This is a genomic window from Mucilaginibacter lappiensis (assembly GCF_900155965.1).
GTDB lineage: Bacteria > Bacteroidota > Bacteroidia > Sphingobacteriales > Sphingobacteriaceae > Mucilaginibacter > Mucilaginibacter lappiensis.
Map to the genome: position 1 here is coordinate 146,500 of NZ_FTMG01000001.1, position 26,108 is coordinate 172,607.

The window sequence follows — 26,108 nt, forward strand, 5'->3', positions numbered from 1 at the left end:
TTTTACCAGAAAACAAGGCCGTTGTAGTTACAAATATACTAAAATAAATAGCCATATAAAACACCCGGTTAGTGTAGAAAATAAAAAAGCCATCTCATAAAATAAGATGGCTTTTTGGGTATAGATGAATTATACTATTGTCCGCTACCCAAGATTGGGGCAAACTTTTTCATATAATCATTTAACTGTGCCGTTACCTTTTTATTGATATCGGCCTGTTTGTTTTCTTTGGTAAAATCGGCTATGCCGTTTAGCAATTGCAAACTGATCTGCACATCGCGCATGTTTACGCTGCTTGAATTATCTCCCAGTAAGTGATAGTTGTAATCCAATTGATCGGTAACGTAATCATCAATGCTGTTGGTAAGTCTTTTACCTAAAACCACGTCATTAAGTTGAAATGCCAGCTGAGCCAGGAATAATTTACGACCGGCTACATCAATATATGGTGTAATATCGGGCATTTCCTGATCATATTTATGCAGCGCTTTCAAAGCCAGATCATTATGACCTTCCTGCATCAGGTTTTGTATCAGATCGATAAATGTAGAGGCCATTACCGGATAAAACATTGATGTTGACTCATGATCCAGATAACGGGCATTTTTAAAGTTGCCGAATTTAAATTTGTTCATGATGTTGTTATACATCACCATGGTATTGGTTTTGCCTAGTTGATCGCGTTTGGTGGTATCTTTTTGAAAAGGGATCAGGTGGTAGGTAAAGCCTTCTTTATACAAATAGGGCTGTAAACCAATCAGGTTGTCGTTACCAATGGTCGTGGTAAAACAAATTGGCCTTTTCCAATGGTTGTGGGCCAAAATATCCAGCATCGCCAGGTTATCTTTAGTGACGTAGTTTGATGTAAATTTCCAGTCCATCACTTTGGCTAGCCTATCTTTTTGATCAGCAGAAACCACACCATTTTTTATTACCTCATCAGGATCAATGGTAATTTTAAAGTTTTTGGTTGGCAAATAATTACCCCAGTCGCCACTTTGATATTGTACCTGCGTAGCCCGGTTATCTGAGGATATAAAATCAAATACCTCTTTTACTTCTACCGGACCGGCTATTTTCTGGTCGTTATAATAAATAACGTCCCTCACCCCTTCCTTATATTTATCATAAGGCATGGTGATAGGCAATGGTTCTGATTGATTCATTTTTCCCTGCATCTGGCGGATGTACCAGTCGCCGGTAAATAAGCTCAGGTTAACGATACGTACATCCGGACGTATGCCTTCTACCTCCTGATCGTACCATAACGAGTAGGTATCATTATCGCCATAAGTAAATAATATGGCATTTGGCGGGCACGATATCAGGTAATTATAAGCCATATCATGCGCGGTCCATTTGGTGGAGCGGTCATGATCTTTCCATTCTTTGCTGGCCAGTAATACCGGAGCCAGCAATAAACAGATTACGGTTGACCCGATAGCCGCGGTATTGGCATTGATGTATTTACGTGCAAATTCGGCAATGGCAATAACGCCCAGGCCTATCCAAATGGCAAAAGCATAAAAGGAACCTACGTATGAATAATCACGCTCACGGGGCTGTATGGATGGCTGATTAACGTACAGCACAATAGCAAGCCCTGTAAAGAAGAATAGCAGCAATACAATAAGCGCGTCTTTCTTTTTGCGGTTAAGGTGATAAAAAGCACCTATTAAACCAATAAGAAGCGGAAGGGCATATAGCGGCGTATAAGTTGTTCCTTTAGTTATTGATTTGGGTAAGTTTTTATCAAAAAGACCGGTAGTCCAATTACCGTCGATACCAACCATACTGGTTTGTCCATCGGCATCATTGGTACGACCTACAAAGTTCCACAGGAAATAGCGCCAGTACATCTGGTACATTTGCCAGGTGGCCATAAATTTCAGGTTATCACCAAAACCCGGCGCCTGGCCATCAGGAATACGCAGCCATTCTTTATAGAACTGAACATCATTTGCTTCGGTGCTGTACATACGCGGGAATGGCGTAGTATGGCTGTATTCGGTCTCGATCTTTTTACCGGCATTCTCATACTGAGTTTTTCCTTTGCGGTAAATGATGCTGCCTTCTTTTTGATCGGTAACGGTAGCATCGTAATAAGGGCCGCTCAATAAAGGAGTTTCGCCATATTGGATACGATTTAAGTACCCGTAAAGTGTAAAAGCGTTATCGGGGTGTGAGTTATTCAAATCGGGGTTTGCACTGGCCCTAATGGGTATATAGGCAAAAGCGGCATAACCCAGGTAAATAAAGGCAACACATAATAAAGCCAGGTTAAGCGTTGGCTTTTTAGTGCGGATACTATATATAATGCCACCTACAAGTGCCACAACAATTAATAATATAAAGAAAAACGCACCGCTGCCGAAACCTAATCCAAGTGAGTTTACAAAGAAAAGGTCAAAATAGGCCGCAAATTTTATAGTATATCCCCTGATGCCGTATTGTACCAGCCCCAGGATAACAACACCTGCTAAAAATGCCAGAATACCATTTTTAACAGTAATATTTTTGCTCCTGCGGAAGAAATACACCATGGCGATAGCCGGAATGGTTAACAAATTAAGCAAGTGGATACCAATAGATAAGCCTATTACATAAGCTATAAAAACCAGCCATTTATCGGCTCCTTTTTCATCGGCATGGGCATCCCATTTTAATATGGCCCAAAATACAATGGCGGTACACAGGGATGATAAGGCGAATACAATCGTTTCAACCGCCGAAAACCAAAAGGTATCGGTATAGGTAAAGGCCAACGCACCAACCAGGCCCGCACCCATAATCAGGATCAGGTTTGATTGCTCAACCACATCATCGCGTTTATTTAAAAGCATTTTTTTGGCCAGAGCAGTTATCGTCCAAAACAGGAACATGATAGTTGCTCCGCTGGCTACTGCCGAGCCTAAATTGGTAAAATAAGGCACCTTGGTATTATCGCCAAATGATAACAAGGAAAATAATTTACCCAGCATGGCAAAGACAGGGTACCCTGGTTGATGGGCTACCTGCAAACGATAGGCACAAGAAATAAATTCGCCACAATCCCAAAAACTTACGGAGGGCTCCAATGTTAAAATGTAGGTCACAGAAGCTATAACAAAGCAAAGCCAGCCTAAAAGATTATTGATTTTTTTGTATTGCATTTAATATGTAGTATGGGTTTTTAGCGCGCGCAAATATCAGGATTTTTATAGCTTATTAAAAAAAAACAATTCCGTGCCATCAAATTTAACATAAATTAACTTTTACAATCAACACAGCAAAGATTTTAATAAGAGGGAGCAAGGTTTTGGGGAGCAAGGATTCTTTCTTTGTCTCTTCAATATTTGCTCTTTGTTCGCAAAATCCTTGTTTGTTATTTCGGGCTTGCTCCAACAATCTTTATGCTAAAAATCAAAGCTCAATTATTAATATATCACTTTATCAAAACAAATAAGATATTATTTCCTTAGTCAATAAGTTCATCCAATTTTCATGTTAATATAAATAATGCTTACTTTGTAGCGATGCAAAAACTCTACTTCTTTCAATCAATAAAATTATTTTTGTTAGCGGGGATCCTCCTCCTTTCAGTTCAGATAAGTAATGCACAATCTGTTTATCTGCCACAATCCTATTTGCTTTATCAAAAATTCAATGGTGATATATATAGTACAAAAAGTTCGTTTCACACGTCTTTACGCCCTTTTTTGATTGACAGTCTGATCAACCACACCTATGATTCTGTGATGAATGTAGGTGTAAGTGATCAACGTAAAACATGGTTTAGCCGTAAGTTGTTTAATGAACACCTGTTTGATGTACAAACAAAAGATTATACTTTTTACGGGGATGTTATAGCAGATTTGCAGCTTGGAAGAGATTTTACTGCTAAACGATCAACCTATTTAAATGCCCGTGGATTCCAGTTTGGCGGCACGGTAGGTACTAAATTCTCGTTTTACACCAGTGGATTTGAAGACCAGGCCAAGTTTCCGGATTATTATAACGACGTTGTAAACACAAATGGTTTTATACCCGGCCAGGCTTACGCCCGTCATTACAATGGCCAGAAACAAGACTCCCAGGATTGGTCGTACGTTACTGCAATAGCTTCTTACACACCTATAAAACAGTTAAATATTACTCTGGGCCAGGATAAAATGTTTGTGGGCGATGGCTACAGGTCCTTACTACTCTCAGATTATGCCGCGAATATGCCTTTGCTAAGGATCACCGCCAACCTTGGGAGAGTACAGTATATGATGGCCTGGGCATATCTCGAAGATTTGCAGGCACCAAAATTTGACCAACTGGGAAGTAACAGGCGAAAATGGGCCCTGTTTCATTATGTAGACTGGAACGTGAGCAACCGCGTATCATTGGGTTTCTTCAACGCGCTGATTACGCCAGAAGCCGATGCACAGGGAAACAGACGAGGTTTTGATGTAAACTTTATCAATCCCCTGGTATTCTCCAGCGCCTTAGGGTCATCAGGATCTCCTAAGGACAATGTATTTATGGGCTTTACAGGTAAATATAAAATATTTGATAAAACAGCCATTTATGGTCAGTTAATGCTCGACAGATTTAAATTCAACAACTTCTTTTCGGGCAATAACCTTGATAATACCAATGGCGTACAATTGGGTATACGCGGGGCCGACATATTTAAGGTTAACCGTTTGAATTATCTTTTTGAGTTTAATACTGTAAAACCAAATACCTACACCAATACCAATACGCTTAATAATTATACCTTTTTTGGCGATCCTCTTGCTCATCCTTTTGGGGCCAATTTCAGGGAATTTTTGGGTATCATCAATTACTCTATTGGCCGGTTCGATTTTCAGGGCCAGCTTGATTATGGTAAATACGGACTTGATGCCAACGCAACAGACAACAACGGAAAGTTACTAACCAAACCATATCCGGTTAACCCTAACCCAACTCCGGTTATTGGTCAGGGCATCAGCACACAGCTTTACTATGGCGAAGGTACGGTATCGTTTCTGGTAAACCCTAAAACAAATCTCCGCATTGAAATCGGTGGCCTGTACAGACAGGAAAAGAATGCACTAAATGATAACAAAACTACCCTAATTACATTTGGGGTAAAAAGCGGCTTCCGGAATTTATACCACGACTTTTAGTATCAAGTAGCTAGTATTAAGTATCGCGACAAAATACCAGCAAGTCGAAAATCTTTATACTTGATACTTGATACTTGATACTTGATACTAGCTACTTGATACTAACTAAAATTCACAATTTCAACGCGTTAATGATCTGCCGCACCAACTCAGCTTCTGCAAATGGCTTGGTCACAAAACCCGAAAATCCCTTTTTCGATAGTGTTTCAGCATCCGATGGTTTTGAAGTACCGCTGATGGCGATAACAGGTACTTGATTTAACGGAGCTTTTAATTGCCTGATAGCTGCAATAAGTTCGTGGCCATCCATGGTAGGCATCTGAATATCGGTTAATATAACAGTGATGGTTTCTTTGCTCAGGATATCTAACGCGGCCCCTCCGTTATTAGCCTGGTAAAATTCAATGTTCCACTTGCTGGTCATCATTTTCAGGAACATCAAACTTAGCTCATTATCGTCTACAGCAAGGATACTGATGCCGTTAAGTAACGATAGCGGATCATCTATTTTTTGTTTGTCAATAGCAACGCTGCCTGCTTCATAAGGTATATAAAAACTAAATGTGCTCCCTTTGCCAGCAACACTTTTTACACTGATCTGCCCATTTTGCAATTGAAGCAGTTGTTTACAGATATACAGCCCAAGTCCTGTTCCGGTTTGACCTTTTGCCGAGCTGGTTTGATAATATTTAGAAAAAAGATTGGCCTGTTGTTCAGTACTAATACCGGCACCTGTATCGGTAATATCAACCACCAGCATGCTTTCCTTATTTACCGATACCAGGGAAGCTTTTACCGTAACACCACCTGTATTGGTATACTTAATAGCGTTGCTCAGCAAGTTAACCATCACCTGTTTAAGTCTGAAGCTGTCGCCTAAAACCAGAGCGCTCTTATCGCCTTCAAAATGATATTCCAGGCTGAGTTTCTTTTTAGTTGCGCTAAACTCCATGCTTTCTATCACCTCTTTCAATACAAAATCGGCATTGAAAGGATCACGGTTGATCTTAAACTCGCTGTTCTCCATTTTAGCGGCATCAAGCGTATCATTCAACGTGCGTAACAACATATCTGAAGATAACCTGATAGAACCCAGCATATCTGCCTGCCGCGGTGACAAATTAGTTTGGCTGAATATATACAGAAAGCCTTTTATAGCAGTAAGCGGATTTCGAATTTCATGGCTCATGTGTTGCAGCAGATCCATCTTTTGCTGGGCAATAGTAACCGACCGTTCATTTTCCTGTCGCAACAAGGTTTCTGATACCCCCAGTTTAAGTATAAATACAATAAGTAACGCGGCAAATATCAACACCAGGAACAGGGCAGCCAGATAAAAATTGTTTATTAACCGGGTGGTTTCCTGGTAGCTCTTAAATGTCATCCCTTTAAACTCATTGGCGATGTTGTAATTAATGTCCTTTACGCCGTTTATAATATTTTCGAGCTCATTACGGATACGGATATTCAGGGTTGTTAAATCTTTTTGTGTAGCCAGCAGTTTAATGTTCCGTTCCTGTAGTTGTTTTAGTTTTTGATTATAATTTCTTTTATCCTGATAAGCTACCTTGCGGGTGGCCGAGTCAACCAACAGGTTTGTACGACTGTGGTTAACCACGATAATACTAGAGGAAGTAGTACCATTTTTATTAACAATGGCGTCTTTTATCCGCCCGAAAAGCCCCTTCTTTTTGCCTAAAATGTCTTTTTTTATAGTATCTGTTTTGTTTTCAATATTCTTTTTCCGGGCTCCGTTATCCATACTGATGCTAACCGGATTTTTACCAGCGACTTCATTAAAATCAGCGTAAACGGTAAGCAGGGAGTCGAAATTATGTTTGAGCTCATATAATTTGCCCGATAATTCTAACTTTTTAACGTGCCAGTACAATACCTTCTGATGCTGTTCTTCGGTTAAACCCGGCATATTGGCATGATCCTTCAGCAGCGTATCAATCAAGTTAAATGCCTCTGATAATTTACTTTTATAAGCCTTACTTTTTTCATCGTCGGTACTTAACAGCGATTCCTGAAAATCATCCTCGGCCTCATGCAATAATAATAAGGCCTGCTGCGGTTTTGATTGATCGTATTCAACGTCATGAGCTAATTTGGAAAGATCCTGTAATTTATTGGAGATAGAATTACGTACAAAAAGTGCTATGATAGCCAGGATAATGATCAATGCCAAAAACGCCAGCATGATCTTCCTCGTGATTTTTTGAGTATATGTAGATTTCATTAAAGCGAAAAGCTAAGCAACTATGATGCCGATATTTAATTGGCAAAATTAAAAGCAATAATAGCATTTATTAAAGCCCTGAGACATATATTTTTAACCTAATGTGAGAATAAGTTTAAAATATAAATAATTAAATAAAAATATAGCTCATAAACGAAAATCCGGAGGGGTGCAATGATAGCCATGCATGACCGATATATATGGTAAAAGGTAATTCTATAGAACCAGGTCAAACAGGAATATTCCTGCTGACCCAGTTGTGTATTTTATTTTCTTTCTAATAAGAGGCGCCATACTGCGGCGCTTAATACGGCACCTAATATAGGCGCCACAATAAATAACCATAATTGGCTGATGGCGGCCCCACCTACCAGCAATGCCGGGCCAATACTACGCGCAGGGTTTACAGATACCCCAGTAACCATGATACCAACTATATGAATAAGCACCAGACTTAAACCTATTGACAAGCCGGCGAAACCACCATGTATATTTTTGGTAGATGTTGAACCAAAAATTACCAGCAGGAAGATAAAGGTAAAAACAGTTTCGGCAATAAAGCCGGATACTAAATTGTAATGACCTGGCGAAAAAGCATCATAACCATTTTGCCCTAAACCATTAGCTGCTACACTATACCCATCTTTCCCTGATGCTATGAGCAATAAGATACCAGCACCGGCAATAGCGCCCAACACCTGGGCAATAATGTAAATAACAGCTTCATTTGCTTTCATACGGCCGGCAACAACCATACCTATAGAAATGGCCGGATTAATATGGCAACCTGATATATGACCAATAGCATAAGCCATTGCCACAACCGATAAACCAAAAGCAAAAGAGATACCCAACAAACCAACACCACTTGTGCCATTGGCACCCGCAATTACCGCGCTGCCACAGCCCATCAAAACCAATACCAGTGTGCCGAAAAATTCGGCAGAAAATTTTGAAAAAGTGCTTGTTTCCATGTGAATTATAAATTAGGTTAAAGGATCAGGTAAATAACAACTAAACTGCAACCTGGGTTTAATTATAATAACCTGTGCATAGTTATTATAAAGCTACGCATTGTTATATTGCAAATCCGCATCAAATAAAATAAGTTTTAAATTAAATGTTTAATAGTCAACCAAACTCCGAAGGTGTAAAAGCACCATCTCATCGTCATCAATAATCATGCAATCAATCGACATAGGCTTCTGAATATAAGCTAATCAAGGCAAAAGTCAGGCCATGGTGTAACAGGTTAATAATAGACTACGGGAATAAAAATACGGGTATTTTATTCCTCATAGCGTTACAAAGAACAGCAAAAACCTATTTAACTTCTAATCTCACTAGGCAGTATCCCAAAATATTTTTTGAAGGCTTCTGACAGGTGCGACTGGTGTTTAAAACCAACCTCATAAGTTACCTCTCTGATGGTCATTTTTTGATCAACAAGCAGGTGCCGGGCGCGTTCCATCTTTAACCTGGTAACATAACCATAAATGGTTGTGCCGAAATAAGCTTTAAAACCACGTTTTAATTTAAACTCATTAAGAGATACCATGCGTGATAAAACCGGCAGCACAGGCGGATTGGCAAAATCCTGATCTAAAATATCCCGGGCTTGTTCTATTTTTTCCTGTTCAAGATTGGTATACTTTCGCACTTCATCGTGCTGGTCATTCTGCAATTGTTCCATCTGGAGCATCAGTAACTCTAATATTTTTGATTCGGTATGCAAGCGTTTGAGTTCGCCGGCCCGTTTGCACTCTACAATATCGTTGATGGTTTGTTTCATTTCGTGCGACACCAGCAAGTCCTGCGCCGATATGGAAGTATATTTTCCATTCTTAATCTCCTGTACAAAGTCAGCATGCAACAACGAATCCTGATTAATGAGGTGAAAATAATATTCTTTTGATAACACTATCAGAAAGTAGTTGTAAACCACATCGGGTTGCAATTCATATCTACCAGACAGCGAGGGTATATAGCGAATATTATGCCTTGCTCCTCCCCGCATTTTTTTTGTACGCTGTTTATCATCCATCGTCTGCTTTTGCTCATAAAATATAAACTGCGAGGTTACTGTTTCACCCTCAATTTCGAAAAGAATGCTGGCTGGTTCGTTGAATTGCATATGCACGTTCATCAGGAACAAACCACCCGAACTGATCATATGATTTGAAAACTGGTTTACGGGAGGCCGTTTAATGGTCATACTTTTTTCGGCCAACGGCGTTTGCACGTTATAGCTGTCGGGCAGTTCTTCTATAAACAACCAATCTTCAAAACCTTCTATTTTTGATTTAATATGCATCTGGTAATTTAACTTTATAGCCCGCATCCCAAAAGATGCAGGCTATGTTTTCATAGATATATGTAGGTGTTGTGTTTATTCTGTAACCTGAACCCCATCGCCCCAGCGATCGACAGAGCCGTAACTATTTCCGGATTTATCAAAAATATTGATGCTCTGGATATTAAGCAGCGGGAAATCTGCTGGAATATGTGCGCGAATACCAGTATCCGTTATGGTAATGTCAAATGAGTAGTTTTTGCCATCGGCGCTATTATATACGGATGCTTTACTGTCTAATATATTTTTATAATACTTTGATGAACCATCGGCGCTTGTAATAAGCAGGTCCTGCCCACGCTTTACCGTTTTTATATTCTCCGGAATGGCCAGGATCAGGTAAGGGATATCAATATGAAATGGCCCTTTTATTACCGCCTGTCCGTTTGTAACCAGTTTTATTTTATAATTACCGGTGTCAACCGACAAGGGTAAATTAGCAACCAGGTGGGTGGCTGTAAAAGTGGTAAATGAAGCACCTGATATTTTTATTTCTTTATTGTTTTTATCAATCAGTGATAATTGGGTACGACTGGTATCCGGAACCAGGTATTCACCCGATAGATTTACGTACGACCATACTCGGATGGCTGGATCGACATCAAAAACCGGCTGCGGGTTATTGAGCATAGGTTTAAGCGTATATGTTTTCACGCTGCCGTCCTGCGCTTTTACTTTAAATGTAGTGCTGTTTTTAAATGCCACTTTAGTGCCCGAGGCCGGCTCAACAACAGCCTGATCAGATACTGTTATTTGCGGAGTAATAAAATCGGGCACGGCCTGAAACGGGGGATAATACACGATGATATCATTACCGAGTATGGTTGCTTTAAGGCTTACACCTGTAGCATCCTGTATGGTAAACTGCTCAATTTCGTTGTAAGGGTATTTTACATATTCCTTTTTACAGGAAGATACCGCCAAAACTGCAATAACCAATAATATGGAGAAAATACGGGTAATGCCGGGCCTTCCGGATTTAAAGTAGATCATTATTCAAATTTTATTTTAACGGATCTGCATCCTGGTAAAACAGGTAAGCCCTGTTGGACTTACCTGAATAATTGTATTATAAATTGTTGATAATACCTGTTTTAATGGTATATACACCTCTGTTATTAGTAGCAGTACCCTGGCCAACAGCGCCGGTAAACTGAATTACATAATTAACATTGGTAGTAGTATTGGTAACTAATAAATAGAAGCCAGAGATTGGCGTAACACCACCCGGAACTACATAATTATACCAGCCGTTTGGTGTAGTGCCACCAGTATTTTGACCAACGCTGGCAACAGCAGCGGCCGTAAAATCACTGATTTTTAAAGCTGAAAAAGTAGCAGAAGTGTTATACAGGTATTTAAGTGAGTAACCTGTTGGAACTTTCACAACAGAGTTATTAGTGCTGGTGAAAAGTACGTTGGCACCAACGGTATTGCTGGTAGTATCCTGCGCACCGGTAGCTAAATTTACATATACGGTACCAAAAACAGCCGGACCCGAAGCCGGGTTACCCCATCTGCCGGTTATAGTATAAGTATTGCTGCTGGGTACAGCGCTTACAGACAGTTTTGAATCGGCAGAAGAGCTTTGCAGTTTAGTGCTGTTGTCTTTAGTGCAAGAAACTGCAAGGATAGCAACGGCTGCAATAGCCGCTGTTGATTTGATTACTTTTAGAAAATTCTTTTTCATGAGATAATGTTAAATTAGATTGTGAATTAAATTATTGATTTATGTTAGTCGCTTCGTACGCAAGCGGGATAACCAGATGGTATTATTTAGCCGTTACAGTGAGCGCGCCAGTTCTGTTCACGGTAGGCCAGCCCTCAAATTCAAAACTGTAATTAGCCGTGTAGTAATAAACCCCTACCGGAAAATTATCCGGTATTTTCAAGGTCATGTCTGTAAAAGTGGAGCTTTGTATAGCCAAGCTATAGATTACGCCATTCACCTTAACCGATGCCGATTTTAAACCCACAAACACACTGTTAAATGCAGTAAAGCTTATGGTGCCTCCTTGCTTGGCCTCGCGGACAGGTATCAGCAGGTTGGGTTGTTGATATACAACATGCACGGGTTCCGTTATTTGTGCGGAATGCCCCTGGAAGGTGACTTTAACCTTGTAGTAGCCCGTATCAATATCACTCGGTAAAAGGATATTGTTGAGTACATAGTCATTATCTGATGGCATCAACGTTAGCGGTGATCCTTTGGGATATGTTACCGTTTTACCTGTTTTTTGATTGGTAAGATCGACCTGAACTTCGGCTCCGTTGCGGCTTTCAAAACTTCCCAATATCGGTGGCAATGCCAGTGGCGGCGAAGCTTCTACGTTTTGATTAAATGCCCAACGTACAGTTAACGAAGGTATATTTTGCTGGATAATCTTAAGTTTGTAGGTATTGGTGCTTCCGTCTTTAGCTTTTACAGTATAAGTAACGTTTTGCGCATCAACAGATACCGGTATCACTTTTTCAACGATAGCAGCTCCATCTGATACACTTATCTGTGGATCTATCACGGCAAGACTATAGTAAAACGGCACGTAAACGGTAATTGATTTTTCTACCTGGTCTATGGCGCCATAAATAACCGTATCAGTAAGGTTAACTACTTTATATTCTGTGATCTTGTTTTGGGGTTGTGCGGGCAACTCAATCGTTTTTTTGCACGAAGCGATAGAAACGGCAAGTAAAATGGCAATAAAAAATTGTAAGGGTTTTAAATTCATCGGGGTAGATATGTAATTATTTGATCTCAAATTTGGTACTGCCTTTTGGAACGATCACATACTCAAATGTGAAATACATGTGCGGCGTATCGCGGAACCATTTATCGGCCGTAAAAGCGTCTTTATAACAACTGATCATTTTGATCTTAGCATAGTTACCCGCGGCTGTGCGGACTACCAATGTGCGCGATTCGGGCATGGCGTAAGCCACATGCTGTTTGTTGTAGCTGCCATCGCCCCTGATGGTTCCTCCAAAATCATATAGATACCAGCCAGTACCTTCGCCAAAAGCGCCCAGATCATCGGTACCAAAGGTTTTTGAAGTCGAAAACTCAGTATCGGCAGGCACATTGGTTACCGCCTCAAACGGTTGCTTTAAAATGATGATCCCACCTACCGAATTGGAACTATAGCCCGGGTTAGCCTGATCTTTGCCGTTATTGCTGCCTATAAAGCTGTCATATAAACTGGAGAAATTTATATCCCAACGGGCTGTTTTTTGATACGATGACGGTTCCTGTTCTTTATTTTCCAGGCTAAAATATATGGGCGGCAGTTCTGTTGTAGGGTTGCTGTCGTCCGACTGGACGTATAGGTTTTCAACCCGCTGTAGTTTATAAAATGGTACAGATCCGGTTTGTACAGGTGTATCTGGTTTGGGATCTGGCGCAGGGTCGTTGCTTTTTGAACAGGAACTAAAAAGCATACCGGCAATAGTAAGCACGCCAAGCCATTTAGTCAGATTATTGGTTATAGATCGCATGATAATATATAAGTTGGTGTATTTATTTAATTAGTCTTTGGTTGACAGGTTGCGGCTTCCATCCTGCTGTACAAAATATCTGAAGGTGAAGTATGGGGCAGGCCAGTTCAGATCTGTCACTACTGCCGGGGCTCCTTTATACATGCTCACCATTTCGAGTTTAGCAAACTTGCCATCAGCAGTAACCAAAACATACGTCCGGTTCTTTACCGGAACGGCCAGGTGGGTTTTCAGATCGTAGAAGTACCACCCATTGCCGCTACCACTATCCCAGCCGGTAGCTGTAATACCGTTTATAGCAAACTCATCATCGGCGGGAGCCTGAGTAACCTGGTCATAAGCTTTGTTTACCGCAACCATCTTACCTTTTCCTGTACCTCCAAAACCATAGCTGGCGTCATTGGTACCGCTATTAATAGATACATAAGAGTTGTATTCTTTGGCGAATGCGATATCCCATTGGGAGGTTTTCTTTTGGCCGCTATCTATCTTGGCATTGGTGCTAAAACTGAAATAAAATGTTTTGAAACCAGTGCTGATGGTTTTACCAACATCGCCGGGCAAATCATTTACTACGGTGCTTTTTCCATCCTGTAGCTGGGGCTTTACCTGATCCTTTGTACAAGAGCTGATTAATAAAGTTGAGGTAACTGCAATAAGGAGCGTTTTGAAGTAATTATATTTCATCGTTTTCATAAATCTTTGTTGTTAGAAAAACCGGTAATTAAATCCAGCCAGTATCATTCTGCCGGGTTGACCGGGCATCAGCATATCCCTGTAGTTGAGTATATTGTCGGCAGTAAGCTGTACGGCAAAGTGTTTATTAAGGAATGTTTTTTGCACCGATGCATTAAAGAGGAAAAAACCATTCACATAAGTATCATAAGGGTCAAGGAAACCATTTGACCGGTTTGATTCCTGAAAGCCGTATTTACCGCGATAGTTTACCCTGAACGTTCCCGTAATACCCTTAGGTTCATATTCATAACTGAACCTGATATTGGCCATATGGCGCGAACGATTGGTTAGTCCGAAATAATCAGAAACTTTGGAGCGGCGGTCTGTGCCCAGGTTAGGATCGTATACTTTGGCATAGTTTCCTGTACCAGCCTTTATCGAATCGATAACACCCCTGTCTTTGGCATAAAGCAATTGGTATCCGCCTGCAATGGTTAAACCTTTGGCAGCTATCCAGCTAAAACCAACATCCAACCCGGAAAGAAATGCTTTATCAATGTTGAAGTAGGAAAATACCTGCTGCCCTCCTTTTTTGGACGCCACCTGATCGGTATTGATGAAATTATGAACGTTATTATAAAAGCCGTTTACATCAATTTTAAAGGAAGAAGTAGGTGTTAAGGTAAAACCTGCGCTATATGACACTGAACGCTCTGGTTTTAATGTACTCACTTTGGAAGCATTTGGAAACACAGAGGAGATTTCGCCGGCATCCTGCAGTTTTTTTAGCTCTGCCGCAAATTGTTCGGTGCCCAATACGGTATAACCGCCACCTGCAAAATTGGTAAACACTAAATATAACTGCCCGAAGTCCGGTGTTTTAAATCCTGTTGCCACGGCTGCTTTTAAAACCAGCATTTTTACAGGTTGATAATTGATACCAAAGCTTGGCGTAAGGCTGCTGCCGTAGCGACTATGGTGCTCTACCCGGAAACCACCGATCATGCCTACCTTGTCAGATACCTTCCAATCGCCCTGGCTGTAAAAGAAAGAGTTTTGTTGATGTTTGCCACCCTGGTAAGCATCGTTATCCATTGTTTCATACTGAGTACCGATACCGCTGGTAACCACCAGGGAATTAAACCATGTTTTTGAGGCCTGTACCTCGCCCCGGTGCAGGTATTGTACAAAATTATTGCCTGGTATTACCTCGTTGGAAGTAAGATCAGTAATGTTTTGCCCGGTAGAATAACGGGTAAGATAGTATTGCGATTTAATTCGCAAACCGCTGCTTAAATTGGTATTCAGTACCGCCGATCCGTTCAAATCATCCTCGTCCAGGATATCCTTTGTGGGGCTACCTGTATAAGATTTATCATTTATCGAATGGCGGGATGCAAACCGACCGGTAAAGTTGAGGGTGTTAACCGTACTCAGCATATACTTTGCTCGCCCCTGAAGGGTATAGCTGGTATATGGTGGTACGGTTTTGCCCTCTGATAGATAAGGATTTGAGTTAAAGCCATCAGTACGGTAATAATTTCCGGCGATATATCCTGAACCTTTACCATTGGCAAAGGGGCTTTCGCCTTCCAGGTTTGCATCAAGCGTATTAAAGGTTCCATATCGTACACCGGCCATGCCCTGGCTTCGCGATACGTGCTGGCGCGTTACAATATTAACTACGCCAGCCATCGCATCGCTACCAAATAAACATGAAGAAGCTCCTTTGATGATCTCGATCCTTTCGATATTGGCCACGGTAATGCGCGACAGATCAAAATTGCCCGAGTTACGGCCAGTCATCGGTTGACCGTCTATCAGTATCATCGTATAACCACTGTCAAAGCCCTGCATCTGCAAACCAATGGCCCTTGCTCCTGAGCCAATATCGTTCACAATGGCCAAACCGGTTTGTTCTTTCAACACCTCATCCAAACGCCTGCTACCCATTTGCTCAATTTGCTTACGCGTGATGATCATAGATGGCATCGGCGTACGTTGAAGATCGATGAGGTTATCCGGATTATATTTTTTTGTATTGACGTTTACCTCATTGAGCATATTCATATCAGCTTCTATCCTGATAGGTAAAACCAAATGTTCATTTGATTTTATAGTAGCCTTTACCACTACAGATTTGTAACCAATAGCATTTACCCTGATATGATAAGCACCGGCAGCTATATTGTTTATAGTGTATTGCCCTTTTTCGGTAGATGCACCACCCTGCCCGGTTTGTATAATAGTAACCGCTGCGCCTGCTACCGCATTGCCTTTATCATCGGTAACCGTACCCTGCATTTGGGCGGATGATGATTGAGCTTGGATATTGTTAAAGTGCAGCAACATGACGAGTAGTGGTAAAAAGTATTTCATTAAAGGATCTAAGATTTCTTATTTTTAACCAGTCTAAATAAGAACAAGACAAAAGTGCTTAGTTTATTTGATACTTTATTACCGGAATCCGGATTATTTTTTACGACTTTGGGACTATTATTTCGGTAATTATATTAACAGGCGGGCATATTGTTGATCGAAATAAGTAGCTCAATTCCATACAATACATATCAAAAAAGTTAATAATCAAATATTTAAATAAATATCACTACCTTATAATCCCCGGTATTAACCTCAAATTGTAAAGAGCCCGATTTCATAAATAAGCATCATCTTATTTGGAATAATTATAAATAAGAGGTTCATTTGTGTTATGGAAAACAACACGCCCCGCAGGAACATTTTTGTCCTGATTTTAACTATACTATTATATAGCGGTCATTTAATGGCGCAAACCAGCTCCGGAGAATTTAAAATGGTAAATGACCTGGATGCAGTTAAGCAGAAGACCTATTTCAGCTTTGATAAAGGCCAACGGGTTGAAAGCGCAGATACGACCGGTAAAGACTGGGATCTCGTTTTTGCGCGTACAGTGATCTTAGTAAATAGTGGCACCAGCGGCACCGGAAATACAACCGCCCAACTGTTAAAGGATACCTCTTTTGATAAGATTCAAAAAGCTCCGACAAGCGGATACCTGGAGGATAGCCAGAAAACAAAAGCTATAGCCTGGGGCAGCAATAATGGATGGTATACTTATGATATGAGCAACCACAGCATCACGCCCATACCCGGTCGTATCATTATTGTACATACAAGTTCCGGAAAGTATGCTAAAGTGGAGATACTGAACTATTACAAAAATGGTGATGGCGATTCGGGCTATTACACTTTCAAATACGCTTTTATTGAGCCGGGAAATTAATTGTAAAACACAGACACATGAAAAGATCTTTTTATTTCCTGTTATTTATAGTGGGGTTTATATTGCATTCAAAAGCACAGGCACAGCCTAAGCGAATTGTCACTCTAAATGGCGCTTTAACTGAAACTGTGGATGCGCTTGGCTTGGGCAAAAATATTGTTGCCGTTGATGTCACCAGCACTTATCCTGCTTATGTGAATACTTTGCCCAAGGTAAGTAAAAACCGCTCCGTATCAGCCGAGGGGCTGATATCCTTTAATCCGGATGTTGTATTGGCCCCGGAGGGTTCGGTATCCAAAGAAATTGAATCACAAATTAATGCTGCGGGCATCAAATTGGTACGTATAAAGCAGGTTTTCACTATTGATGGCACCTATCAGTTTATAAGGGATGTTGCTGCAGCAGTAAACGCTACAACAAAAGGCGATGCATTGATTAAACAAACCAAAGATAAGGTGGCTAAAGCTCTTGCATTGGTAAAGCAACAGCCTAAAAACACCAAAGTGCTGTTTATTTATGCCCGTGGCCCCGGAGTTATGATGGTGGCAGGCAAAAACACGCATATCGACGCGATCATTAGCCTTGCCGGCGGTAAAAACGCCGTAAATTCATTTAACGATTTTAAGCCCTACACTACCGAAGCGCTTGTGGAAGCTAATCCCGATGTCATCCTGATGTTTGACTTTGGGTTTAGCAGCCTTGGTGGAATGGATAATATCCTGAAAATTCCGGGTATGGCACAAACCAATGCGGGCAAAAATAAACGTATTGTACAAATGGATGCCGATCTGCTCATCAATTTCAGTACCAGGCTTGACCAGGCCATTTTACAATTACACAGCAAAATTTAGTGTTAAATTATTTAAGTACATGCCCAAGGGACTCATATATATTATCTTATCTGTCTGCATAGTAATTGCAGGTATCGTTTCAGTCGGGTTGGGTGCAGTACACATCCCCCCGGGAGAAGTGTTTCTGTTGATCATGGGTAAACTGGGCATTTATCATATGCAACAGGTTAATGAACAACACAACGTTATTATTTTTATTGTACGGCTCCCCCGCTTGTTGCTGGCCATATTGGTTGGTGCAGCGCTCGGTATTTCCGGGGCGGCTATACAAGGAATTTTCCGGAATCCATTAGCCGAACCAGGACTTATCGGTATATCTGCCGGGGCAACATTGATGGCCGTAGCCATTATAGGTTTGGAGGCTACTTTATTAACCAGTTTAAGTAATCTTTTTGGCTACTATCTTTTGGCATTCGGCGCATTTGTTGGAGCAGGCATCACGGCATTGCTTATTTACCAAATATCAAAGCATAACGGTAAACCCAATGTAGCCACCATGTTACTGGCCGGTATCGCTATCAATGCACTTGCAGGAGCGCTTACCGGGCTAATCACTTATTTAGCCAGCGAACAACAACTACGCAATATTACCTTTTGGATGCTGGGTAGTTTAGGTGGTGCCACCTGGCAAACAGTAACCTGCCTGGCCCCCTTTGTACTGATCCCGGTTATCCTGCTACCAGCATCGGGCAAGGCGCTTAATGCCTTTGCCCTGGGCGAAATGCAGGCCGGCCACCTGGGGCTTGATGTAAACAGAACCAAGCTCAGGGTGATCCTATTATCAACTATGGCTATTGGAGCATCGGTTTCGCTTACCGGTATTATTAATTTCATGGGCTTGTTAGTGCCACACATCATACGCCTGGTAATGGGTGTAGATAATAAACATGTTATCCCTGCCTCTGCATTACTTGGGGCACTGATACTGATCATAGCTGATATCATAGCCAGAACGTTGATAGCGCCCATTGAATTACCTATTGGTGTGATCACAGCACTAATTGGCGCACCGGTATTTCTGTATATACTCATCAGGGATAAACGAAAATTAACCCTTGCCTAAGTATGCTGACTGTTAACAATGTAACCTACCAAATTGGGCAAACCAAACTACTGAAAGATATATCCTTCAGTATAAAACCAGGTGAAATGGTAGCCATACTGGGCGCAAATGGCGCGGGTAAATCAACTCTGCTGAAAATACTTTCAGGCACAAACAAGCCTGAAAGCGGTTCGGTATCGCTTCATGGGAGAGCTTTAAATACCTACACACAGCTCGAACTTGCCCACCAGCGAACCGTATTAACACAGCAAAATGTAGTGAGTCTGCCATTTTTAGTAAAGGAAATTGTGATGATGGGGCGTTATCCGCATTATCAACATAGTCCGGCTGCAAAAGATTTTCAAATTGCACAAACCGCCATGGAGGCAACAGGGGTGCAAACATTTGCCGAACGATCATACCCTACCCTCTCCGGCGGTGAGCAACAGCGTGTACAGCTGGCCCGGGCGCTGGCCCAGGTATGGGAACAACCTCATGCCTTACTGCTGATGGACGAGCCAGTGGCAGGTATGGATATATTGTATCAGCAGCAAACACTGGCCATTTTAAGATCAATGGCGCAAAAGAAATTCATCGTAGTAAGCGTGCTACACGATATGAACCTGGCCGCACAATATGCCGATCGCATCATCATGATGAAACGTGGCCGAAAATGGTATGATGGCACACCGGCCGAAGTATTGAACCCAAAATCGGTTTATGAAATATTTGAAATTGAGGCCGATGTATTTACCAACCCGTCTACTTTAAAACAGATAATTATGCCCCACGAAATAACATTTGAACAAAATAAAACATCTTTAAAACTATAAATATGGAAACATTAACTAACACATTAAAAACGAGATATCAGGAATATAAACTGGCTAATCCTAAAAGACGTATCCGGGAAATAGCAGATGATCTGATGGTAAGCGAAGCTGAGTTACTGGCTACAGGACTTGGTGAAACCGTAACATTACTCAAAAAAGATTTTGAGAACATCCTGCAACAGGTAAATAGTCTGGGTTATGTAATGGCTCTTACCCGGAACGAATATTGTGTAAGCGAACGTAAAGGTGTTTACCAAAACATCTCTTTTACCCCGCACGCCGGTTTAGTGTTTGGCGAAGATATTGACCTGCGTTTGTTTTTGCAACAATGGCATTTGGGGTTCGCAGTAAAAGAAAACGGTCGCGAAAGCCTGCAGTTTTTTGATAAACAAGGTGTTGCCATACATAAAATATATCTGACTGATACCAGCAACAAAGCTGCCTATGATCGACTGGTATTACAATTCCAGGATACCGATAACCACGAAATTATTGTAGATACGTCAGAAAAGCCGGCATCTGCAGAATTACCTGATACTGCTATTGAAACCGTCGCGTTTCAGGGTGCCTGGAAAGCTATGCAGGATAGCCACGAGTTTTTTGGTTTATTGAGAAAATTTAAACTCAGCCGCACCCAGGCATTACGCCTGGCTCCTGCCGGATATGCCAAAAAGGTTGATCTGCAATCATTCCAAACTATTGCCGAAACATGCTCAGGGCAGCAGATACCTGTTATGATATTTGTAGGTAATAAAGGCTGCATCCAGATCCATAGTGGTAACATAACCAAATTGGTACCTATGGGGCCGTGGTTCAATGTACTTGATCCGGAATTCAACCTGCACCTGCGCGAAGATTTTGTAGCCGAGGTATGGCATGTCATTAAACCTTCAACAGATGGCGACGTAAATTCCATTGAATTGTATGATGCTGATGGAGAAATGATACTGCAAATGTTCGGTAAGCGCAAACCGGGCATTCCCGAACTAACAGAATGGCGCGAGCTGGTAAATCACACCTGTAAATAATATACCTGTGAAAAGCAAAAGAGGCTGTATCATAAATCATGATCAGCCTCTTTTTTATTTGATCAATCCGGATACTCCATCACGAATTGATGTATAGTCTTGGGTTGGATTGACTTCATTAACAAAAGTGGGTTTACATGGTTTACACTTTTCATGGTTAACATTGACTTAAATAATTGATTATCAATAAATTATTTAAATTTTTAAAGAAAATATGTAAACCCAACTTTGTATGAATATTATCGGCTAAATTTCAATTCATCGGTGACACAACACCAAGAGTGGTCAATTTGATTTATGATACAGCCTCTTTTGCTTTAATACTTTTTGGACCTTTATAAATCGGGGTTTAAAGGCTCTTTACCATTGTTCAAAATACCATTACGTATCACAGAATGCTTTTTACTGTAAGTAAAATAAACTACCAAACCTATCAGCATCCAAACTGCTAAGCGTATCCAGGTATCAAGCGGTAACGATACCATCATTAAAACACAAATAACAATACCAGCAATCGGTACAAAAGGTACCCAGGGTGTTCTGAAAGGCCGCGGAGTAGTTGGATCTGATTTTCGCATCACCATTACCCCGATACAAACCAGCACAAAGGCAAATAATGTACCTATTGATACCATTTCGCCCACCACCCTTACAGGTACAAAAGCGGCAAATAAACTTACAAATACCGCAAATAATAAATTGGATTTATAAGGGGTTTGAAATTTTTTGTGAACCGTTGCAAACGTTTTAGGTATTAATCCATCCTTTGCCATGGTATAAAATATACGGGATTGACCCATCAAAAACACCAGTATTACAGAGGTGTAACCTGCCAATATAGCCACTATGATAGACTGCTGTAACCAGGCATAAGGTGTTTTGGCGATAGCTACAGCAACGGGTGCTGCACTATCTTTAAACTCCTTGTAATTGGCAACACCCGTCATTACATGCGAAAACAGCACATACAATATGGTACATACCACAAGAGAACCAATGATTCCTATCGGCATTCCGCGTTTAGGGTCTTTTGCTTCCTGGGCAGCGGTCGAAACTGCATCAAAGCCAATAAAGGCAAAGAATACCACACCGGCGCCCCGAAGCACACCCGACCAGCCGAACTCTCCGAATTTTCCTGTATTTGCAGGAATGTACGGCGTATGGTTAGCCGGATTAATAAAGGCCCAGCCAACGGCTATAAAAACCAATACCACAGCAACTTTAAGCACAACCAAAAAATTATTGACAAAAGCCGATTCTCTTGTACCGCGAATCAGTAATAATGATAAGCATACAATGATAAATACAGCCGGAAGATTCATGATACCATGAATCACAGTACCATCGGCAAGCGTGGCGCTTTCCCAGGGCGACCTGGTAAATTGAGGCGGTATTTCCCAATTAAAATAATGCAAAAACTTGGTTAAATACTGCGACCAGCTGATGGACACCGTTGCAGCGCCTAATGCATATTCCAGTACCAGGTCCCACCCAATTATCCAGGCTGTAAACTCGCCCATTGTTGCATAGGAGTAAGTATAAGCAGAACCTGCGATAGGGATCATACTCGCAAATTCGGCATAACATAGTCCTGCAAATGCACAACCAATGGCACCTATGATAAAGGATATAGTAACAGCCGGCCCAGCATTATTGGCGGCAGCCAACCCGGTAAGTGAAAATAATCCGGCACCAATTATTGCGCCGATTCCCATGGTAACCAGGTTAAAGCTACTTAAAGTGCGCTTTAACGTACCTGCACCTGTTTCCGAGGCTTCTTTTAGTAATACATCTAATGGTTTCTTAAATCTCATAAAGCTTAAATAAAATTGTCTTCAATTGTTAATTGTTTGTTCTTAAACGCAATTAAATTTATTGGAATTTGAAGCGCCGAATATAATAATATGATAGCTAAGTATTTCTAACAAAATGGTTTAAATATATCAAATCACGGTTTTCCGTTAGGTAGTGGCCTACTCCGGACAAGGCAGCGTATCGAAAACTAAAAAGAGATTGTCTTATTAGTAAAATCGAGGCTCTGAGAATCATATATACGAAAACGCTCTCCACCACCTATTCGAAGAAATCAAAGAAAAAGAGGCTGTTCCCATACTTATGAGACAGCTTCATGGCGAAATTTAGTTCCAGTCCAATAATGCTAAATATTCTAATAAACAGGCTGTCATCGAACGAGGGCCGAGGAGAAAATGTCTTCTGAGCGAAGCAAAAAATCTTATACAGCCTGAAATATTCGCCTTCAGTCACGTGTAAGATTTCACTTTCGCCAACTATGCTCCAGATGCTTCGGCTCTAAAGGAAATTACATTTTTTTACGGTTGTCTCCCCTACCAGAACCTCACGTAAATAGCTGATAACAGTATCAATATCACCGCTATCAGCATAACCGACGAAGGCTTTAATTTAAACATGGTTCTTTCAATGGTGATAGCTTTGGCATTGATCACCTGTCCTCTAAGACTAATGCCCACCATAACCAGGCAGGTAATCAGGAACGACCAGCTCAGGGAGATAAAGAATGGGATTTCATATTGCCCTGATGCGTTATGAAACGCCGAATACAATATAGTTTCTGGCCCGAGTAACTGAACGGCAAACTGGTTGAAAAATACAGAAGAGGCAAACCCTATCAATATTCCAACAACAGCAGCTTCGGCAGTGGTTCTTTTCCAGAACATACCCAGCAGGAAAGTTGCCAATACCCCCGGACTTACAAAGCTTGAATATTTCTGTACAAAAGTATATCCGCCTGCGCTACCAATACCTAAAACATCGTTCCAGGTAAACATCACAGCTATTAGCAAACTCATTAAAATGGCAATTCTGCCAGTCCAAACCATACTGCGCTCACTGGCATCTTTCTTCATATATTTTTTGTAGATATCCAGCGTAAAAATGGTAGCGATACTATTCACCTTACCAGCCAACGAAGCTACGATGGCAGCCGTTAATACCGCTAATGACAAGCCTTTTAAACCCGATGGTAAAAAGGACAACATAGCCGAATAAGCTCCATCCTTACCCCCGGCTAATTGCTGCAGGTGGCCATTTTTGTACAGCACAAAAGCTACAATACCCGGCAGCATTACAATTACCGGCATCAGTATTTTTAGTAAACTGGCAAATAAGATACCAGTACGAGCTGTGGTGATATTAGCACCCAGGGCTCTTTGAGTGATATACTGGTTACAGCCCCAATAATTTAAATTGCTGATCCATTGCCCTGAAACATACATGGCAAAACCCGGCAAAATCAGGTATTTGGCTATGGTTTCTGAGGAAGCGCCAGCTGTTGGTTTTTTAAATATGAGGTGAAAGTGGTCGGGCGCGTTTTTTAGCAGCAAGTTAAAGCCCGTAAGCGCATTGGTACCAAAGCCGAATTTCTCGCTTACGATGGTTAATGACAAGTACGTAATAGCCAATCCACCAATAATGAGTACGCCTACCTGTATAACATCGGTATAACCCACTACCTGCATACCACCCAGGGCAATAATAACCCCGAATATAGCCAAGCCTATCATGATCTGGTGAAAATACTCACCACCCAGCAATCCGTTGATAGCTAAGGCGCCAAGGAATAATATGGCGGTAAGGTTAATAAATACATATAAAAGCAGCCAGAAAATCGACATCACCAGTGCTACTCCGCCGTTATACCTATCCTGCAGGAACTGCGGCATGGTGAATATCTTATTCTTAATATAAATCGGCATAAAAAACACGGCCACAATGATCAGCGCTGCTGCACCAACCCATTCATAAACAGCTACGGCTATCCCGGCAAAAAAGCCGTCGCCACTCATACCGATAAACTGCTCTGCCGAAATATTGGAGGCTATAATGGAGGCACCTATAGCCCACCAGGTGAGTGATCCTTCGGCCAGAAAAAAGCTATGTGAGCTATTATTGGTTTCTTTTTTACGGCGATTATAAATGTAGTATCCGTAACTGGCAACTATGATAAAATAGAAGAAAAAGACCAACAGATCGGCCGTAGAAATGTGTTTCAGCATGAGTATTTTTTTGCAATAGGATATTTAGGCCGGTAATTTTTCGGGGCCGGTTCAATTTTTCAAATCTATGAAATAAAATGAATTGACATAACCGCCGGTGATATAACGCCACCAGCGGTTATGTTAATGGGGTATTGGTAGAAAAACCCGCTTAGAATTTCAGCGTTGCCGGTAAATATTTGGCAACCAGATCTTCATAGTACGGGCGCAATTTTTTCCAATCCGGTGGCACGGGGCTCTTGGAATAAAGATCATATGGATTGAACAGATCAACAGATTTAAATAACTGGTGATCATGCGGGGTCATTAAATGGCTGTAAGCATTTTCCCTGTGCTGCGGATAAAATGAGTGATAACGAAGCATGTACAACGCCTGCTCAGGCAGGTAAGGCTTCATGATATGATAAATATACTCATCGTGTCCCCAGGTCATGTGTACGTTTTCTAAACCGCAATTTGGCTCATAAACACCATATTTAGTGTTGTAACGAGGATCATGATGATCGGGGTTTTGATCAAAATATTCCGAGTATACGATCTTGTCAGAAAAAGCGCAACCTACCGGGTAGCTATCACCAACCACTGCCCATTGAGGTTCGCCGAAAAGGCATAACACTTTGCCCAAGTCATGGAATAAGCCAGTGAGTACCATCCAATCCGGACGGCCATCTGCACGAATAGCTTCTGATGTTTGTAACAGGTGTTGTAACTGATCCAGATCGGTATCCGGATCGGAGTCATCAACCAGTTGGTTTAAAAAATCAAATGCTTCCCAAACTGTCATCTCCTGTTTATCAAACGACAGATATTGCTGTTTCTTTTGCAGCACAAAATCATAAGTTTGGTTGATGTGCTGTAAGCGGTAAAACTCCCTTACGCTATCTTTTGTAGTAGCCTCGTAGTCGCGATATGCTTGCGTATCCCGGCCGGCGGCTATCGCATCAGCATCGGGGTAACGAACTAATAAATCATCTTCCCATTCTTCTATGGAATTTAGAGGGCCCTGTTCGGGCGTTCCGATTATCTTGCTCATGATGTTATAATTTAAAAGGAAATATAATTGGTAAACAATCCTTTATAGCTGGTTTTTATAGCTGTGTTATACAAATTTGTCCATTTTTAAAATCAGATTTATCAAAAACGCCGTAT

19 protein-coding genes are annotated in these 26,108 nt (G+C 41.2%); 6 read left to right on the forward strand and 13 right to left on the reverse strand.

Annotated features, from left to right (window positions below; all coding sequences use genetic code 11):
* Positions 1-134: 134 nt before the first annotated feature.
* On the reverse strand, positions 135-3,152 hold the full coding sequence (locus tag BW976_RS00620; protein WP_076369370.1) for a glycosyltransferase family 117 protein: 3,018 nt from the start codon (positions 3,150-3,152) through the stop codon (positions 135-137).
* Positions 3,153-3,698: 546 nt separating this feature from the next.
* Between BW976_RS00620 and BW976_RS00625 the strand changes: the two genes are divergently transcribed.
* Complete coding sequence (locus tag BW976_RS00625; RefSeq protein ID WP_245834588.1) at positions 3,699-5,141, forward strand: gliding motility protein RemB; 1,443 nt, start codon at positions 3,699-3,701, stop codon at positions 5,139-5,141.
* A 112-nt stretch (positions 5,142-5,253) separates the two neighbouring features.
* Here the strand turns inward: BW976_RS00625 and BW976_RS00630 are convergent, their stop codons facing one another.
* The 9 genes from BW976_RS00630 to BW976_RS00670 form a co-directional block, all read right to left on the reverse strand.
* Positions 5,254-7,383 carry a hybrid sensor histidine kinase/response regulator gene (locus BW976_RS00630; RefSeq protein WP_076369374.1) on the reverse strand — a complete coding sequence of 710 codons (2,130 nt, stop codon included), beginning with the start codon at positions 7,381-7,383 and terminating at the stop codon, positions 5,254-5,256.
* Between the two features lie 266 nt (positions 7,384-7,649).
* Positions 7,650-8,357, reverse strand: coding sequence for an aquaporin Z (gene aqpZ / locus BW976_RS00635; protein WP_076369376.1), 708 nt, complete (start codon positions 8,355-8,357; stop codon positions 7,650-7,652).
* A 353-nt stretch (positions 8,358-8,710) separates the two neighbouring features.
* Complete coding sequence (locus BW976_RS00640; RefSeq protein ID WP_076370577.1) at positions 8,711-9,697, reverse strand: helix-turn-helix transcriptional regulator; 987 nt, start codon at positions 9,695-9,697, stop codon at positions 8,711-8,713.
* A gap of 75 nt (positions 9,698-9,772) precedes the next feature.
* Positions 9,773-10,729, reverse strand: a complete 957-nt coding sequence (locus BW976_RS00645) for a hypothetical protein (RefSeq protein WP_076369378.1) — start codon at positions 10,727-10,729, stop codon at positions 9,773-9,775.
* A gap of 76 nt (positions 10,730-10,805) precedes the next feature.
* Complete coding sequence (locus BW976_RS00650; protein ID WP_076369380.1) at positions 10,806-11,426, reverse strand: hypothetical protein; 621 nt, start codon at positions 11,424-11,426, stop codon at positions 10,806-10,808.
* A gap of 82 nt (positions 11,427-11,508) precedes the next feature.
* Entirely contained in the window at positions 11,509-12,465 is a 957-nt protein-coding gene (locus BW976_RS00655) for a hypothetical protein (RefSeq protein WP_076369382.1), read from the reverse strand.
* Between the two features lie 16 nt (positions 12,466-12,481).
* Entirely contained in the window at positions 12,482-13,228 is a 747-nt protein-coding gene (locus BW976_RS00660; RefSeq protein ID WP_076369384.1) for an HmuY family protein, read from the reverse strand.
* A 30-nt stretch (positions 13,229-13,258) separates the two neighbouring features.
* Positions 13,259-13,924, reverse strand: a complete 666-nt coding sequence (locus BW976_RS00665) for an HmuY family protein (RefSeq protein ID WP_245834589.1) — start codon at positions 13,922-13,924, stop codon at positions 13,259-13,261.
* A 12-nt stretch (positions 13,925-13,936) separates the two neighbouring features.
* On the reverse strand, positions 13,937-16,285 hold the full coding sequence (locus BW976_RS00670) for a TonB-dependent receptor (RefSeq protein ID WP_084191992.1): 2,349 nt from the start codon (positions 16,283-16,285) through the stop codon (positions 13,937-13,939).
* A gap of 334 nt (positions 16,286-16,619) precedes the next feature.
* Here BW976_RS00670 and BW976_RS00675 point away from each other — a divergent pair, with 334 nt between their 5' ends.
* Genes BW976_RS00675 through BW976_RS00695 form a run of 5 tightly spaced genes read left to right on the forward strand, consistent with a single transcriptional unit; the run spans position 16,620 to position 20,925 of the window.
* Positions 16,620-17,171, forward strand: a complete 552-nt coding sequence (locus BW976_RS00675) for an HmuY family protein (protein WP_076369386.1) — start codon at positions 16,620-16,622, stop codon at positions 17,169-17,171.
* Positions 17,172-17,188: 17 nt separating this feature from the next.
* Positions 17,189-18,022, forward strand: a complete 834-nt coding sequence (locus BW976_RS00680; RefSeq protein ID WP_076369388.1) for a heme/hemin ABC transporter substrate-binding protein — start codon at positions 17,189-17,191, stop codon at positions 18,020-18,022.
* A 19-nt stretch (positions 18,023-18,041) separates the two neighbouring features.
* The gene (locus BW976_RS00685; RefSeq protein WP_076369390.1) at positions 18,042-19,085 is read left to right on the forward strand and encodes a FecCD family ABC transporter permease; all 1,044 of its coding nucleotides are present in this window, start codon (positions 18,042-18,044) and stop codon (positions 19,083-19,085) included.
* Between the two features lie 2 nt (positions 19,086-19,087).
* Entirely contained in the window at positions 19,088-19,897 is an 810-nt protein-coding gene (locus BW976_RS00690; protein WP_076369392.1) for a heme ABC transporter ATP-binding protein, read from the forward strand.
* 2 nt (positions 19,898-19,899) lie between these two features.
* Positions 19,900-20,925 (forward strand): hemin-degrading factor, encoded by a 1,026-nt coding sequence (locus BW976_RS00695; protein ID WP_076369394.1) that lies wholly within the window; start codon positions 19,900-19,902, stop codon positions 20,923-20,925.
* 335 nt (positions 20,926-21,260) lie between these two features.
* Here BW976_RS00695 and BW976_RS00700 read toward each other — a convergent pair whose 3' ends face one another.
* The 3 genes from BW976_RS00700 to BW976_RS00710 form a co-directional block, all read right to left on the reverse strand.
* Positions 21,261-22,739, reverse strand: coding sequence for an amino acid permease (locus BW976_RS00700; RefSeq protein ID WP_076369396.1), 1,479 nt, complete (start codon positions 22,737-22,739; stop codon positions 21,261-21,263).
* A gap of 531 nt (positions 22,740-23,270) precedes the next feature.
* Positions 23,271-24,959: a sodium:solute symporter family transporter gene (locus BW976_RS00705; RefSeq protein ID WP_076369398.1), complete on the reverse strand. Its 1,689-nt coding sequence runs from the start codon at positions 24,957-24,959 to the stop codon at positions 23,271-23,273.
* A gap of 151 nt (positions 24,960-25,110) precedes the next feature.
* Positions 25,111-25,992, reverse strand: a complete 882-nt coding sequence (locus BW976_RS00710; RefSeq protein ID WP_076369400.1) for an inositol oxygenase family protein — start codon at positions 25,990-25,992, stop codon at positions 25,111-25,113.
* Positions 25,993-26,108: the final 116 nt, after the last annotated feature.